14 protein-coding genes are annotated in these 15,681 nt (G+C 73.8%); 10 read left to right on the top strand and 4 right to left on the bottom strand.

Going from position 1 to position 15,681, the window contains the following annotated elements:
* The first annotated feature begins 7 nt into the window (after positions 1-7).
* The 6 genes from ACFXDE_RS09685 (at position 8) to ACFXDE_RS09660 (ending at position 8,189) form a co-directional block, all read left to right on the top strand.
* Positions 8-982: a zinc-binding dehydrogenase gene (locus tag ACFXDE_RS09685; RefSeq protein WP_380492578.1), complete on the top strand. Its 975-nt coding sequence runs from the start codon at positions 8-10 to the stop codon at positions 980-982.
* Between the two features lie 163 nt (positions 983-1,145).
* Positions 1,146-3,110, top strand: a complete 1,965-nt coding sequence (locus tag ACFXDE_RS09680) for an ABC transporter ATP-binding protein (protein WP_380492576.1) — start codon at positions 1,146-1,148, stop codon at positions 3,108-3,110.
* Positions 3,107-4,891, top strand: a complete 1,785-nt coding sequence (locus tag ACFXDE_RS09675; RefSeq protein ID WP_380492574.1) for an ABC transporter ATP-binding protein — start codon at positions 3,107-3,109, stop codon at positions 4,889-4,891. The genes ACFXDE_RS09680 and ACFXDE_RS09675 overlap by 4 nt, the downstream gene beginning before the upstream one ends.
* A 65-nt stretch (positions 4,892-4,956) precedes the next feature.
* On the top strand, positions 4,957-6,429 hold the full coding sequence (locus tag ACFXDE_RS09670; RefSeq protein ID WP_380492572.1) for a M20/M25/M40 family metallo-hydrolase: 1,473 nt from the start codon (positions 4,957-4,959) through the stop codon (positions 6,427-6,429).
* Positions 6,430-6,603: 174 nt separating this feature from the next.
* On the top strand, positions 6,604-6,942 hold the full coding sequence (locus ACFXDE_RS09665; RefSeq protein WP_359959702.1) for a YciI family protein: 339 nt from the start codon (positions 6,604-6,606) through the stop codon (positions 6,940-6,942).
* Between the two features lie 2 nt (positions 6,943-6,944).
* Positions 6,945-8,189, top strand: a complete 1,245-nt coding sequence (locus ACFXDE_RS09660; RefSeq protein WP_380492569.1) for an RNA polymerase sigma factor — start codon at positions 6,945-6,947, stop codon at positions 8,187-8,189.
* Positions 8,190-8,273: 84 nt separating this feature from the next.
* On the opposite strand, the gene ACFXDE_RS09655 is transcribed toward ACFXDE_RS09660, so the two are convergent.
* Positions 8,274-11,057, bottom strand: coding sequence for an AAA family ATPase (locus ACFXDE_RS09655; RefSeq protein WP_380492681.1), 2,784 nt, complete (start codon positions 11,055-11,057; stop codon positions 8,274-8,276).
* 141 nt (positions 11,058-11,198) lie between these two features.
* On the opposite strand from ACFXDE_RS09655, the gene ACFXDE_RS09650 reads away from it, so the two are divergent.
* Positions 11,199-11,756 carry a TetR family transcriptional regulator gene (locus ACFXDE_RS09650; RefSeq protein WP_380445430.1) on the top strand — a complete coding sequence of 186 codons (558 nt, stop codon included), beginning with the start codon at positions 11,199-11,201 and terminating at the stop codon, positions 11,754-11,756.
* 77 nt (positions 11,757-11,833) lie between these two features.
* Here ACFXDE_RS09650 and ACFXDE_RS09645 read toward each other — a convergent pair whose 3' ends face one another.
* The 3 genes from ACFXDE_RS09645 to ACFXDE_RS09635 form a co-directional block, all read right to left on the bottom strand.
* Positions 11,834-12,241: an SgcJ/EcaC family oxidoreductase gene (locus tag ACFXDE_RS09645; RefSeq protein WP_380445429.1), complete on the bottom strand. Its 408-nt coding sequence runs from the start codon at positions 12,239-12,241 to the stop codon at positions 11,834-11,836.
* 30 nt (positions 12,242-12,271) lie between these two features.
* Entirely contained in the window at positions 12,272-13,069 is a 798-nt protein-coding gene (locus tag ACFXDE_RS09640) for a TIGR03084 family metal-binding protein (protein WP_380492567.1), read from the bottom strand.
* Between the two features lie 189 nt (positions 13,070-13,258).
* Positions 13,259-13,513, bottom strand: a complete 255-nt coding sequence (locus ACFXDE_RS09635; protein WP_380492565.1) for a hypothetical protein — start codon at positions 13,511-13,513, stop codon at positions 13,259-13,261.
* Between the two features lie 288 nt (positions 13,514-13,801).
* Between ACFXDE_RS09635 and ACFXDE_RS09630 the strand changes: the two genes are divergently transcribed.
* The 3 genes from ACFXDE_RS09630 to ACFXDE_RS09620 are packed head-to-tail and all read left to right on the top strand — an operon-like array spanning position 13,802 to position 15,680.
* The gene (locus tag ACFXDE_RS09630; RefSeq protein ID WP_380492563.1) at positions 13,802-14,347 is read left to right on the top strand and encodes a hypothetical protein; all 546 of its coding nucleotides are present in this window, start codon (positions 13,802-13,804) and stop codon (positions 14,345-14,347) included.
* Positions 14,344-14,952 carry a copper resistance protein CopC gene (locus ACFXDE_RS09625; protein ID WP_380492561.1) on the top strand — a complete coding sequence of 203 codons (609 nt, stop codon included), beginning with the start codon at positions 14,344-14,346 and terminating at the stop codon, positions 14,950-14,952. Before ACFXDE_RS09630 ends, ACFXDE_RS09625 begins: the two co-directional genes overlap by 4 nt.
* 26 nt (positions 14,953-14,978) lie before the next feature.
* Complete coding sequence (locus ACFXDE_RS09620) at positions 14,979-15,680, top strand: TetR/AcrR family transcriptional regulator (RefSeq protein ID WP_380492560.1); 702 nt, start codon at positions 14,979-14,981, stop codon at positions 15,678-15,680.
* Position 15,681: the final 1 nt, after the last annotated feature.

Here is a 15,681-nt window from a genome sequence, read left to right as displayed (position 1 = left end):
GATTCTCGTGAGGCTCGGTCGTGAGGTGCACCTGGGGTCCCGGCCCGCGGGTCGCTTCCCGCGGGCCGGGGACACCAGGGTGGTCGAGGTCCCGGTCCCGGAACCGGGCCCCGGCCAGGTCGTCGTCCGCAACCTGTTCATGTCGGTCGATCCCGGGCTGGTCCTGCGGATGAACGACCTGAGCACGCTCGACATCCCCGACTTCGCGGTCGGGGCGCCGATGTGGTGCGACGCGATCGGCGAGGTGGTCGACACCGCCGACGAACGGCTGAGCCCCGGGGACATCGTCTGGCACCGGTTCGGCTTCCGCGACTACGCGGTCGCGGAGGCCGGCGAGTTCCGCCGGGTCGACCCGGACGCCTACCCCTCGCTCACCCACCACCTGTGCTTCGGGCTGACGGCCTACGTCGGCACCGAGGTGGCGCAGATCCGGCCGGGCGACACGTTCTTCGTGTCCAGCGCGGCCGGTGGGGTGGGCAGCATGGCGGGCCAGCTGGCCCGGCTGCGAGGGGCGACCCGGGTGATCGGCTCGGCGGGCACGCCGGAGAAGGTCCGCTACCTCAGGGAGAGCCTCGGCTTCGACGACGCCTTCGACTACCACGAGGGCGTGCGGCCGCGGCTGCCGGAGCTGGACGTGTACTACGACAACGTCGGCGGCGCCCACCTGGAGGCGGCGATCGACGCGATGCGCCCGCGCGGGCGGATCGTCATGGGCGGGCGCAACGAGGAGATCCGCACCGGATCCGCGGAGGGCCCGCGCAACATGATGGCCGTGATCGGCAAGCGGCTCGAACTCCTCGGCTACTACACCTTCGACCACCCCGAGCTGTTCCCGGTCTTCGACGAGCGCTTCCCGAAGTGGGTGCGCTCGGGGGAGATCGTCGTCGCCGAGACGGTCGTCGACGGCCTGGAGAACGGCGTGAGCGCCGCCGTCAACCTGATGCACGGCGCGTACGTCGGGAAGGTCGTGCTCCGCATCTGACGGGACGGGCGGCCCGCCGGACGGACGCGGTCCGTCCATCCGGCGGGGCCCGGTTCGTCGCAGTGGCAGCAACGGCCAAGGGGGTGGCGGCCGAGACACCCCACCGGAGACACGGAGGAGCGATGGCGAAGGTTCTGGAACGCGGCGCCGGGGAGCGTACGCGGTGAGCGCCCCGCAGACCGGGGGCGCGGAGGGCACGGCGGCCCGCCTGGTGCGCGAGCGGCTGGAGATCTCGGCGCTGACCCGCCGTGCGGGCGCCGGGCTGATCGCCCTCGACGTGCTCGTCAACGTGCTGCTGGGCGCGCTGCCGGTGGTGTTCGTGGTCGCGACGGCGGTATTGCTCGGCAAGGTGCCGGCGGCGATGGCCGGCGGCCTGGACTCCCCCGCGTGGGACTCGCTGCTCGGCGCGTTCTTCGTGGCCGCGGCGGCCTTCATCGGGCAGCAGGTCGTCGCACCCGTCCGCGAGTCGGTCGGCGAGCTGGTGGCCCGGCGGATCGACGGCGAGGTGATCGACGACGTGATCGCCGCCGCCACCGGCACGACGAGCGTGGGCCCGCTGGAGGACCCGCAGGTCGTGGAGGACCTGCGCACCGCCGCCCGCGAGCTGGAGACCTGGGTGCAGAGCCCGGGCCAGGCCTGCGCCGGCCAGCTCGCGCTGATCGGCCGCTACACCCAACTCGCCGGCTACGCCGGGGTGGTGGGCGCCGTCTTCTCCTGGCTCGCCGCGGCCGGGCTGGTCGTCGCCGTGCTGCTGTTCCGCTACGGGCTGCGCGGCGGGCTGCGCAAGTACGCCGACGTCCGCTTCGAACTCGACGGCGCCGAGCTGAAGAACGACTACCTGCGCGAGCTCGCGATCGCCTCGGGCGCCGCCAAGGAGATCCGCGTCTTCGGCCTGAACGGCTGGCTGCGCGGCTTCTGGGGCTCCTCCTACCGGGAGTGGCTGGTGCCGCTGTGGGCCGCCCGGCGCCGCATCTACCTGTGGCCGTTCGTCTGGTTCACCGCCTGGGGCATGGCGGTGACCGCGACCGTGATGGCCCTCGTGGGGCGCGGCGCGGCCGGTCCCGGCGCCGACCTCACCCTCACCGACTTCGCCCTGGTCGTCACGGCGGCGCTCAGCGCGCTCACCCTCGGCGAGTTCTACCGCGAGTCCGACCTGCCGACGGCCGTCGGCATGCACGCCTACGGCGCCACCAAGAGCTTCCTGGGCCGCCTCGCGGCGGAGGAGCCCGCCCGGGCCGCGGCCGTCGAGGTGCCGGAGCCCGCGCACACCATCACCTTCGAGGACGTCTCCTTCCACTACCCCGGCGAGGACCGGGTGATCCTCGACGGCCTGGACCTCACGCTCACCGTCGGGCGGTGCACCGCGCTCGTCGGCCTCAACGGCGCCGGCAAGACGACGCTCGTCAAGCTCCTCGCCCGCCTCTACGAGCCCACGTCCGGGACCATCAAGCTGGACGGCGTCGACATCCGCAGCTACCCCGTCGAGGCCTGGCGGGCCAAACTCGGCGTCATCTTCCAGGACTTCGCCCGCTACGAGGTCTCCGCCGCCGACAACGTCGCCTTCGGGTCCGTCGCGCACCGCGACGACCGCGCCGGTGTGGAGGCCGTCATCGACGCCGTCGGCCTGCGCGAGGCCCTCGACGGGCTGCCGCGCGGCCTCGACACCCCGCTCGCCCGCCACCTCGACGGCGGCGGCGACCTCTCCGGCGGGCAGTGGCAGCGCGTCGCCCTCGCCCGCGCCCTGTTCGCGCTACGGCACGGCTCGCCGGTCCTGGTCCTCGACGAGCCCACCGCGAGCCTGGACGTCCGCGCCGAGGCCGGGTTCTTCCGGGAGTTCACCGAACTCTCCCGCGGGGCCACCACGCTGCTGATCTCGCACCGCTTCTCCACCGTCCGCCAGGCCGACCACATCGTCGTGCTGGAGGGCGGCCGGGTCGCCGAGCAGGGAAGCCACGACGAACTCCTCGCCGCCGAGGGCCGCTACGCCCGGCTCTTCCGCCTCCAGGCCGACCGCTTCACCGACGCGGACACCTCCGATGCGGACACCTCCGACGCGGACACCTCCGGGGAAGTCACCTCCGACGACGAGACCACCGAGAGCACCGAAGCAGCCGGGAGCGCACGATGAAGGAGACCCTGTCCGGCACCTGGCGGCTGCTCTCGATCGCCTGGAAGGTCGACTGGCGCAAGACCGTCACCGCGACCGTGCTGATGATGGCCGGCGCCGTCGCCGCCCCCCTGCTCGCCGCCTTCCTCGGCCTCATGACCGACGCCGTCGTCCAGGGCCACGGCGGCACCGCGGGCGGGTACGGGATCGTCGTCGCGATCCTCGCCGTTGTCACGCTGTCCTTCGGCAACTTCGCCCACGTCGCCTACTTCGAACTCGCCGAACTCGCCGAACAGCACTTCGTCGAGGACCTGATCACCCTCTCCAACGGCTCCGAGGGCATCGAGCACCACGAACGCTCCGACTACGCCGACCTCGTGACCGTCCTCCAGCCCGAGAGCCGGCGCTTCCCGAACGCCTTCCAGGCCCTGTTCAGCCTGTTCGGGCTGATCCTCGCCGTGGTCTTCACCGCCGTCCTGCTCGCCCGGCTCAACCCGCTGCTCCTGCTGCTGCCGCTGGCCGCCGTCCCGCCGCTGATCGCCGGCCGCAAGGCCGAGGCCGTCACCGACCGCGCCAGGACCGCCACCGCCGAGCCCACCCGCATCGCGCTCAACCTCTTCCGGCTCTCCGCCAACGCCCGCTTCGCCGGCGAGCTGCGGGTCTTCCGGATGAGCGACGAACTGCGCCGCCGCCACGCCGAACTGTGGGACACCACCAGCCGCGGCCTGTGGCGCGCCAACACCCGCGCCGCCGCCGTCCGCGCCGGCGGGCAGACCGTCTTCGGCCTCGCCTACATGGGCGCCATGATCCTGGTGATCCGCGAGGCGATCTCCGGGCGCCACGGCGTCGGCGACGTCGTCCTCGTCATCTCGCTCGCCACCCAGGTCAACCGGCAGGTCGCCTCGGCCGTCAACCTCCTCGGCGACCTCCAGCGGATGACCGGCACCCTGCGCCGCATGGACACGATGCGCGACGTCGTCACCCGGGCCGACGCCCCCGCCGCACGGCAGGCACCCCCGGAGCGCTTCACCCGCGGCATCCGGCTGGACGACGTCGACTTCGCCTACCCCGGCACCGACGCCCCGGCCCTGTCCGGCGTCTCGCTCGCCCTGCCGGCCGGCTCCACCGTCGCCGTCATCGGCGAGAACGGCGCCGGCAAGAGCACCCTCGTCAAACTCCTGTGCGGCCTCTACCGCCCCACCCGCGGCCGCATCCTGCTCGACGGCACCGACCTGCGCGACCTGCCCACCGAGCAGTGGCGCGAGCGGATCGCCGCCGGCTTCCAGGACTTCGTCCGCTTCGAGCTGCCCGCCCGCCACACCGTCGGCGTCGGCGACCTGCCCCGGCTCGACGACGACGCGGCCGTCCGCGAGGCCCTCGAAAAGGCCCACGCCACCGACGTCGTCGGCCAGCTGTCCGACGGCCTCGACACCCAGCTCGGCACCAGCTGGACCGAGGGCGCCGAACTCTCCGGCGGCCAGTGGCAGAAGCTCGCCCTCGGCCGGGCCCTGATGCGCGAGGCCCCGCTGCTCCTCGTCCTGGACGAACCCACCTCCGCGCTCGACCCCGAGGCCGAGCACCACCTCTTCGAGCGCTACGCGACCCAGGCCCGCACCCTCGGCGCGTCCACCGGCGCGATCACGCTGCTCGTCTCGCACCGGTTCTCCACCGTGCGCATGGCGGACCTGATCGTCGTCGTCCGCGACGGCCGCGTCGTCGAGACCGGCGACCACGCCACCCTCATGAAGGCCGACGGCCTGTACGCGGAACTCTTCGAACTCCAGGCGCTCGCCTACAAGTAGCCGATCGCGAACGAGCCGGCGCGCCTGGCGACCTCTCCCACACACCCGTTCCCAGGAGGAACCCCTTGCGAAGATGGACCGCCCTGTTCACCACCCTCTTGACGGCGATAGCCCTCGCGGGCGCGGCCACGCCCGCGAGCGCCGACGACGGCGACTCTCCCGACCTCGCCCTCACCAGGGGCGTCACGACCAACGGCATCATGACCCACGTCCGCGCCCTCCAGCGCATCGCCGACCACAACGACGGCCTGCGCGCCTCCGGCACCGACGGGTACGACGCCGCCGCCGACTACGTGGAGCGCACCCTGCGCCACTCCGGCTACGACGTCCAGGAGCAGCAGTTCACCATCCCGTACTACCGGGAACTGAGCCCCGCCGCACTCACCGAAGTCTCTCCCAACGCCGTCACCATCAAGGCCGACACGTTCGTCTACTCGGGCAGCGCGGACGTGACGGGCACCGTGGTACCGACGACCAACGTGGTCGTCCCGCCGACGCCCCAGCCGAGTTCGGCCTCCGGCTGCGCCCCCGGGGACTTCCCCCCGGTGCCGGCCGGGGCCGTCCGGATCGCACTGATCCAGCGCGGCGGCTGCGGCTTCGCGCCGAAGACGGCCAACGCGCAGGCGGCCGGCTACAAGGCCGTGATGATGTTCAACGAGGGCCAGCCGGGCCGTGACGGCGCGCTGACCGGAACGATCGGCGGGCCCACGGGCATCCCGGTGGTCGGCCTCGACTACGCCGGCGGCCTCGCCCTCTACCAGGCGGCCACGTCGAGCACCGGCGCGACCGTCCACCTCGTGACGAACACCGAGCAGAATCCCAACGCCGAGACCCGCAACATCATCGCGGAGACGCGCGGCGGCGACCCGAACCACGTCGTGCTCGTGCACGCCGAGCTCGACGCCCTGCCCAGCGGCCCCGGGATCAACGAGAACGGCACCGGCGTGGCGACGGCCCTGGAGATCGCGCGGCAGCTCGCGCGCCTGCACGTGCCGCCGCACTACAAGGTCCGGTTCGCGTTCTTCGGCGCCGAGGAGACCCGCGCCTTCCGCGACGCCACCGGCGCAGTCGGGCTCCAGGGCTCGCTCCACTACGTCGACACGATCGGCCCGGCCGAGGTGGCCAAGATCTTCGCCGCCGTTCACCTGGACTCGATCGGCTCGCCGAACTACACCCGCTACGTCTTCGACGGCAGCGGACCCGCCGGGTCGGACAAGATCACGAAGCTGTTCACCGACGCGTTCGCCGCGCGCGGCCTGGCCACCGATCCGCACCCGCCCACCACGTTCGACGGCGACTCCGACTACGGGCCGCTGATGAACGCGGGCGTCCCGACCAGCGGCCTGTTCGGCGGCGCGGCCGAGGTCAAGACCCCGGACCAGGCCAAGAAGTACGGCGGCACCGCGGGCCAGGAGAACGACCCGTGCTTCCACCAGGCCTGCGACACGATCAAGAACGTCAACCGCACCGCGGTCGGCGACTTCGGCGCCGCGGCCTGGACGGTGGTGCGCGAGCTCGCCGCCAAGGGCCTGAGCTGAGAAGTGTCCCGCGCTGTCCGGCCACGTGATTGTCCAGAACCGCTCCCCCTGTTCGTCGTGGGAGTGCGGTGACGGACGGTCCGTTCCGGCCGCCCGGTGCGATCACCGGGCGGCCGGTGCCGGTCCCGCCCTAGAATTCGGTTGCCGCGCGTCCGTCAACTGAGAGTTGGGGTTATGAAGTTCATGCTCTTCGTCTGCGTCGACAAGGCCGCCTACGAGGGCGAGCCGCAGAAGCCGGTCGAGCCCGACGAGCCGATGCCCTGGGCCGACGAGCTCGACGCGGCCGGCATCCGCCTGCACGGTGACGAGCTGAGCCCCTACCACGCCGCCACCACCGTCCGCCTGCGCGGCGGCGAGGTCGTGCTCGGCGACGGCCCGTTCGCGGAGACCAAGGAGGTCATCGCGGGCTACGACATCATCGACTGCGCCGACCTCGAAGAGGCCGTCAAGATCGCCGCCCGCCATCCCGTGGCCGAGTACGGCGTGATCGAGATCCGCCCCTTCCGCGGCTGAGCGTGAACGTCGAGTCCGCCGTCGCGACCACCTTCCGGGCCGAATGGGCCCGGGTGGTCGCGACGCTGATCCGCACCACCGGCGACTGGGACCTCGCCGAGGAGTGCGCCCAGGAGGCCTTCGCCCAGGCGCTCGCCCGCTGGCCGCAGGACGGCGTGCCCGCCCGCCCCGGCGCCTGGATCGTCACCACCGCGCGCAACCGCGCCATCGACCGGCTGCGCCGCCGCAAGGTCGAGGCCGTCAAGCTCCAGCAGATCGCCTTCGACCTGCGCCACGACGAGGAACGGGCCCCCGCCGAGCCCAACGACATCACCGACGACCGCCTGCGGCTCATGTTCACCTGCTGCCACCCGGCGCTGCCGCTCGTCTCCCGCGTCGCCCTCACCCTGCGCACCCTCGCCGGCCTCACCACCGCCGAGATCGCCCGCGCCTGCCTGGTCTCCGAACAGACCATGGCCAAACGCCTCGTGCGCGGCAAGGAGAAGATCCGCCACTCCGGCATCCCCTACCAGGTGCCCGGCAAGGAACTCCTCCCGCAGCGGCTGCCCGGCGTCCTCGCCGTGCTCTACCTGCTCTTCAACGAGGGCTACGCCGCCTCCACCGGCGCCGACCTGCTCCGACCGGACCTGTGCGGCGAGGCGATCCGGCTCGTCCGCCTCCTCGCCCGCCTGATGCCCGACCAGCCCGAGGTGCTCGGCCTCGGCGCGCTCATGCTGCTCCACCACGCCCGCCGGGACGCCCGGGTGAACCCCGACGGCGAGCTCGTGCCCCTCGCCGACCAGGACCGCTCGCGCTGGCACCGCGCGGAGATCGACGAGGGCGTCGCCCTGCTGGAGTCGGCCCTGGACCTCGGCGAGGTCGGCCACTACCAGCTCCAGGCCACCATCGCCGCCTGCCACGCGACCGCCCCCTCCGAGGCGGACACCGACTGGTCCGCGATCGCCCACCTCTACGCCCGCCTCGCGGGCCTCGCCGCGTCCCCCGTCGTCGAGCTCAACCGCGCGGTGGCCGTCGCGATGGCCGAGGGCCCGGCGGCCGGCCTGGCCCTGGTCGACGAGCTCGCCGCCGGCCGCGAACTCAGCGGCTACCACCTGCTGCCGGCCGTCCGCGCCGACCTCCTGCGCCGCCTCGAACGCTGGGACGAGGCCGCCCACGCCTACCGCCTCGCCCTCGACCTGGCCACCACCGACACCGAGCGCAAGTACCTGGCCCGCCGCATCGAGGAGGTCGCCGCCTGCACGGGCTGACGTCACGGTCCGGCGAGGCGGCCGCCAAGCCGGCGCGTCGCGGTCACGGTGCGGCGAGGCGGCCGCCGCCTGCGCCGGCTGCGGTCACGGTGTGGCGAGGTGGCCGTCCAGCCTGGTCAGCGCGTCCCGCAGCGCCGCCCTCGTCGTGATGCCCAGCTTGGGGAACGCGCGGTAGAGGTGCGCGCCGACGGTGCGGGGTGACAGCCGCATCTGCTCGCCGATCTCCTTGTTCGTCAGGCCCCCGGCGGCCAGGTCCGCCACTCGGCGCTCCTGCCACGTGAGCGCCACCGTCGCGGCGGGCACGGCCGGCGGCCGGGGGACGGCCCCGGCCGCCCGCAGTTCGGCCTGCGCCCGCGCGGCCCAGCCGCCGGCGCCGAGCCGGTCGAGCGCTTCGGCCGCCGGGGCGAGGAACTCGCGGGCCGCCGCGCCGCCCTGGGTGCGGCGCACCCGGATCCCGTGGGCCAGCCGGATCCGGGCCAGCTCGAACGGGAACCGCTCGGCGGCCGGGTGGGCGGCGGCGCGCGCGTACATCGCGGCCGCCTCCCCGTCGTCGTCGGCCGTCATCGCCAGGGCGCCGTAGGTGATCAGCGCCAGGCGCGGCGAGATCCCGGGCAGGCCGGCGTCCCGCGCGGCGAGGGCGTGGTCGCGGGCCTGCTCGGCGCGCCCGGTGTGCAGGGCCGCCTCGACGAGGTCGAGCAGGGTCCGCGACGCCTGGTAGGCGTAGGGCCGGAACGCCCCGGGGGCCGTGATGCCGATCGCGTAGAGGAACGCGGTCTCGAAGTCGCCGGCGCTCAGCGCGGTGGTCGCGCCGACGGAGTCGGCGATCTGGGTGAGGAACCCGACGCCGCGCGGTCGGGCCCACGCGTCGACGGCGGCCTGCAGGTCCCGCGCCTCGTCCGCCCGACCGCGCACGGCGGCCAGCTGGGCCAGGTAGGCGCGCGTCTGGTGGGCGAACAGTCCGTGGCCGCGCTCGACCGCGAGGGCCAGCGCCCGGCGCCCGGTGCGCTCGGCCGCCTCCCAGTGACCGACCGCCAGCTGGTCGAGCATGATCAGGTGCAGCATGACGATGCCGCTGGACGTGGCGCCGGTCTCCAGCTCACGGTCCACCACGCGCTCCAGGTGGGGGCGCAGCGGCGTCAGGAGGTCGAGGTGGTAGGCCGACACGGCCAGCCGCGTGACGTCCCAGGGGTCCTGGTCGGCCAGGCCGGCCGCGGCCCGTTCGATCGGTCCGGCCCAGCCCGCGCCGTGGCGGACGACGTCGCTCCAGGTGCTGCCGTACATCCGGGCGCGCTCGGTGGCGAGGTCGCCGAGGGAGGCGAGCACCGCGTGGGTGCGCTCCCAGGCGGCGTGGCCGCCGGCGTACTGGCTGACCGCGAGCAGGAGGCTGACCAGGCGGTGGAGCACCTCGTCGTCGGGCCGGCCCGGCGTCTCGTCGCGCAGCTTCTTCACCGCGGCCAGGACCTGACGGTGGGTGGAGCGCACGTCGCCGTCCTGGTAGAGCGCCAGGTAGGCGTTGGCGAGGACGGCGGCCGGGTTCTCGTCCGGCCCGCCGGCCGATGCGGCGAGGGCGAGGCTGCGGGCCTGGCCGAGCCGGTCGGCCTGCCCGGCGACGAACGCCGCGTCGCCGAGCCGCCGGGAGCGGTCGGCGCCGTGCTCACTCAGCTCGGCGGCGCGGGTCAGCCAGGACACCGCCATGAGCGCGCCGCCGCGCCGGGTCGCCGAGCGGGCCGCGGTCTCCAGGGCGGCGGCGACGTCCTCGTCGGGGTCGACGGTGGCCGCGGCCAGGTGCGTGGCGCACCGCTCCACGTTCTCCCGGTGGACGTGCGCCAGCACCCGGTGGGCGGCGCGGCGCTGGTCGGGGGTGGACAGCTGCACGATGCTCGACCGGACGAGGGGGTGGCGGAAGGCTGGTTCGCCGGTGGCCGGTTCGACGACCAGCAGGCCGCACGCGAGCGCCTCGTCGACGCCGCGCATGCGGTAGCGCGCGGCCGGGGTGGGGCCGTCGCCCGCCCTGGCCGTCGCGCCGTCGAGGGCACCCGTCAGCAGCTCGGCCCGGACGGAGTCGCCGAGGCGCGCGATGCGGGCGGCGTAGACGTCCTGGATCCGCCGGGGCAGCGGCACGGCGTGCAGGCCGAGCAGGTCCTCCGGCACGCCGGCGGCGGGGGCCGCCGCGCGGGCGGCCAGGTGGGCGGGCAGCTCCAGCAGGGCCAGCGGGTTGCCGCGGGCCTGGTCCAGCACGAGGCCGCGCAGCCGCGCGTCCAGCTCCGGGTGGTGGCGGGCCAGCAGGCACGCGGCGTCGTCGGCGGCGAGCGCGGTGACGGGCGCCTCGGGCAGCGCGGCCGTGTCGAAGCGGGAGGCGGTGTCGCTGCGGACGGCCACCAGGAGCTTCACGCCGGGGCTGCCGCTCAGCCGGCGGCCGACGAACCCGCACACGTCGGCGCTGGCGTCGTCCAGCCACTGGCCGTCGTCGAGGACCAGCAGCACCGGTCTGCGCGAGGCCGCCGCCGACAGCAGGTTGAGCACCGCGATGCCGAGGGCCATGACCGAGGGCGGCGGGCCGTCCATCCCGCCGAACGCGGCGTCGAGCGCCGTCCGCGCGGCGGCGTCCAGCCGTGTGCCGGCCGGCCGTCCGGCGCCAGGGAGCAGCGGGTAGAGCAGCTGGTGCAGTCCGGCGTACGGCAGTTCGGCCTCCGCCTCGACCCCGGTGGCGCGGACCACCAGCTGACCGTCCCCGGCGGCGAGCCGCCCCGCCAGGTCGAGCAGCGCGCTCTTGCCGACGCCCGCCTCGCCCCTGAGCAGCAGCGCCCGCCCATCGGTGGCCCGCACGAACGCGGCCAGCCGGGCCCGCTCGCCGTCCCGACCGACCATCACCATGCCCGGTTCCACGCCCGGTTCCCTCCCCAACCCCCCGTGGTCGTTGCCCGCAGCCGTATTCAACTGGACGGTTAGTTGATTACATTAGTGCCGAGGTGGACCTGTCAAGTAACCGGTTAGTTAGGAGCAGGGTGCATGGAGCGCGACGCGGAGGCGACCAAGCGCAGACTCATCGCGGCCGGCCGGGCCGAGTTCGCCGCGTACGGGCTGCACGGCGCCCGCGTCGACCGCATCGCCGCGGCCGCGCAGAGCAACAAGGCGCAGATCTACCACTACTTCGGGAACAAGTCCGGGCTGTTCGACGCCGTCTGGAGCGAGCTGGTCGAACTGATCGTGGTGGGCGTGCCCCTCGACGTGGACGACCTCCCCGGGTTCGCGGCCGGGCTGAGCGACCTCTACGAGGAGCACCCGGACATGCCCCGGATCATCACCTGGCAGCGCCTCGAACACGGGGACGCGCTCAACGACCTCGGGGTCGCCGAGGTCCGCGCCAGGAGCGCGGCCATCGCCGACGCCCAGGCCAGGGGCCTGGTCTCGACCCGCTTCGAGCCGCAGGTGCTGTTCGCCCTGCTCGTCCACCTCGCGATGCTGTGGGCGGCGGCCAACCCCGAGGTGCTCACGGTCATCGACCTGGCCGGCCGCGAGCAGCGCCGGGAGATGGTCCGCCGCATCGCCACCGCGATGGTGGAGTAGCGGCTCCGCGGCCGCGCGCAAAAACACCGAGACGGTCCGCCGACTTTCCGTCAGCGGACCGTCCTGTTCGGGTGTGGCTAGCCCGCGTGGATCGGGGTGTTCTGGTACCCGGCGACGCGCCACTCCCCGCCGGACTGGCGGGACAGCATCCACGTCGCACGGATCGCACGCTCGCGGGCGACCTCCGTCTCCCCCGGGGCGAGGACGCCGCCCTGGGTGACGACGAGGGCGAAGTCGGGCCCGTGGAACTTGGCGGCCAGCGGGTCGCCGGTCACCCGGGTGCCCTTGAACGGGCCCGCGTAGGCCTGGGCCATGAACGTGCGGATGGCCTCGCGGCCCTGCAGGAAGACGTCCCCGGCGAGGATCAGGTGGGCGTCCTCGGTGAAGAGGTCGGCGAAGGCGTCGTGGTCGTGTCCGGCCCACGCGGCGACGATGCGCTGCGGGACCTCGACGGCGGCGGCCTGGTCGGAGGTGAGCTCGGGCATATCGGTTCTCCTCGTCGTGGGTGTGGGGCTCTACCGCTTGGCGAACTGCCCGGGGGTGCGGCCGGACCCGGCCGGGCCGCGGTAGGCCTGGGCGATCTCCAGCCACGCCTGCGCGTCGGCGCCGGTGGCGGTCACCGCCAGGTCGTCGGGGTGGCGGCGGCGGGTGACCAGCAGGCAGAAGTCCTCGGCGGGCCCGCTCACCCGGTCCGTCGCGTCGACCGGGCCGTACGCCCAGAGCGCGCCGGAGGGCGCCGTGATCTCGAACCGGAACTCCTTCTCCGGCGTCGGCAGCTTCCGCGCCTGGTAGCCGAAGTCCCAGACCCGGACGGCGAATTCGACCAGCGGCCGGAGCCGGTCCGTGCGCGGGCGGTCCACGCCGAGCGCGTCCGCGATGTCCTGCCCGTGCCCGAACAGCTCCATCATCCCGGCCGCCGCCAGCACCGGGGCCGGGATCGGCCGCACCAGCCACGGCACCAGCTCGCCGGCCGGCACCTCCGCCAACGCCTTCTCCGCCACCGCCCGTTCGGCCTGCCACAGCGCGTACAGCCGGTCCGGCGGCTCCGCCAGGTAGGGCAGCAGCGCGGTCTGCACCGCCCCGTCGAAGTCCCCGCCGATCCGCGACACGATCGCCCGGAACGCGTCCGGCGCCGCGGCCGCGGTCCCGGCCATCTTGAAGGTCGCCGCCAGGTGGGCCACCTGGTGGGCGATCGTCCACCCGGGCGCCGGCGTCGGCAGCCCCCACTGCTCCTCGTCCAGGTCCGCGACGAGTCGGTCGATCTCGCCGCCCTCGGCGCCCAGCGCCGCGATCACGTCCTGCGGGTCCGCCATCCTGTGTCCGTCCGTCCTGGTCTCGTCACCGGGGCGCCGGCCATCCGACGAACCGCCGGAGCCGCGCCGCACCGACCGTGCGATCAACGAACTTCAGTATGTCCCCGCCGAGTTGCCCCGCCTTCTCCGATCGTGCGGTGCCCACCGGCAGCCGCACGACCGCCATCGTGGAGCATGTGTGACGACTGATCAGAAGACGAAGTAGCTCGCGCCGAACGTCGTCGCCGACCGGCCCGGGTCCACCTCGGCCGTCACCGGGCCCTGACAGTTCGCCGCCGCGTGGACCAGGACGATGGACGTGGTGTGGTTCTGGATCGAGATCGGCGACCAGGTCGCGTAGCAACCCCGCTGCGGGTTCTGGTGGGGGATGCCGTTCACCACCAGGAGGCCGGTCGCGGCCTCGGCCGGGACGGCGAGGGCGAGGGCACCGGCGGCGGCCAGCACGACAGCTCCAACTAGACGACGACGCATGGCAGTTCTCCCTTCTCCGGGCCCGCATCCGGCAGCGGTGCCCGCTGTACGGAATGCTGTCCGCCCGGGCTCGGGTACCGCAATCCCCCGGAGCGGTGGCCGTGCTGCCGGACGCCCCCGGGGAGCCCCCGCGCGCCAAGTGCGCAAGCTCGAAGACGGGTGCGAATCCAGGCATTTGGCAAGGTGGTCTACCGGCGTGGCGCAGGCCCCGCCGCACGACGGAAACCCCGCCCCTACGCATCCGCCCCACCGGGAGGACCCATGAGGACGAAAGTGGTCCAGCACCACCGGGCCCTGCTCAACCTGTTCCTGATCGTCGTCATCGGCCACTGGACGGAACACCTCGTCCAGGCCTACCAGATCTGGGGCCTCGGCCGGCCCGTTCCGAAGGCCCGGGGGGTCCTCGGGGAGTTCTACCCGTGGCTGATCACTTCGGAGTGGCTGCACTACGGCTACGCGATCGTCATGCTGATCGGACTGTTCGTCCTGCGTCCCGGTTTCGTCGGACGGGCGCGCACGTGGTGGAACATCTCCCTGGGCATCCAGTTCTGGCACCACATCGAGCACCTGCTGCTGCTCCTCCAGGCCCAGACCGGCCACTTCCTCTTCGGCCGCGCCGCACCGACGAGCATCCTCCAACTCGTCTTCCCCCGAGTCGAGTTGCACCTCTTCTACAACACGATCGTGTTCATCCCGATGGTCGTGGCGATGTACCTCCACCTGCGGCCCAGCCCGGAGGAGGCGCACGAGATGACGTGCAGCTGCCACGCCGTCGAGCACCGGCCGCTGGCCCCGACGGGCGCATGACGCTCGCGCAGCCCCTGCGGAAGACGGCCAAGCCCCGCAAGCCGCCCGCCACCCGTGCGTTCCAGCGGCGGATGGCGGCGGGCCTCGCCGTCCTGGTGGTGCTGCTCCTGGCCGTCGCCTGGCTGAGCTCCTCGAAGCCGTTCCGGCTCACCGCGGCGACGCCCGCCGACGGCGCCACCGTGGACGCCCCGCCCGCCGAGGTGGTGCTGGCGTTCAGCGACGAGCTCCGCACGAAGTCCGTCTTCGTCCGGGTGACCGCCGCCGACGGCACCGCCGTCGACAGCGGCAATCCGAGGCCGGACGGGCAGCGCGTGGTCACGCCCGTCACGATCTCCCGGCCGGGCGCCTACGTCGTCACCTACCGGCTCGCCCTCACCACGGGCAAGGAGACCTCGGGCGTCACCGGCTTCTCCGTCGGCGCCCCCGCCACCGGGCCGCAGGGCGACACCGGGACCGCGTCCGGCCACTCGCACGACATCGACGGCGTCTGGAACGCCGCGCTGCTCGTCGTCGACGCGGTCCTGCTGCCGGCCGCCGTCCTGCTGATGATCCGCCGGCCCCGGGTGCGCCGCCGCGCCCGCCCGGACCCCACCTCAGACCCCTGAGGACGACCCCTGGAGACCACACACCGATGAGCCCCCGCCGCCGCGATCCCGCCGCCCGTCCGGCCCTGCTCGACATCGCCGCCCGGCTCCTCACCGAGGAGGGTCCGAAGGCGCTGTCGGCCCGGCGGATCGCCGCCGAGGCGGGGAGTTCGACGATGGCCCTCTACACGCACTTCGGCGGAATGAACGGCCTGGTGCGCGCGACCGTCCACGAGGGGTTCGCCCGGCTGCAGCGGCACTTCGACCGGGTCCACCGCACGGCGGACCCGGTCGCCGACCTCGCCGTCCTCGGCTTCGCCTACCGCTGCAACGCGCTCGACAACCCTCACCTGTACGGGGTGATGTTCGGCGGGGCGCTGCTGGGCGGGTTCTCGGTCGGCGAGGAGGACCGCCGGCACGGCCGCTACACGCTGACGGGCGTGGTGGAGAGCGCCGCCCGCTGCATCGAGGCGGGCCGGTTCCGGGCGACGGACCCCGGGCTCGTCGCCCACCAGATGTGGTCCGCCGTGCACGGGCTGGTCACCCTCGAACTGGGCGGCTACCTCCTCGCCCCGTGGAACGCCGAGAGCTGTCTGCTCGCCCAGCTGACGGCGCTGATGGTCGGCGTCGGCGACAGCCCGTCGGACGCCGCGGCCTCGATGGCCTCCGCACTGCTGCGGATGCCGACCGAGGTCGCGGCGCACGACGACAACCGGTCCGCGGCCGATCCGGCCGACCTCAGCAGCTAGG

The organism is Kitasatospora sp. NPDC059408, from assembly GCF_042751525.1.
In the GTDB taxonomy this organism is placed as follows: domain Bacteria; phylum Actinomycetota; class Actinomycetes; order Streptomycetales; family Streptomycetaceae; genus Kitasatospora.
Note: the sequence above shows the minus strand (reverse complement) of the source record. Positions and strands in the feature narration are given on the sequence as shown.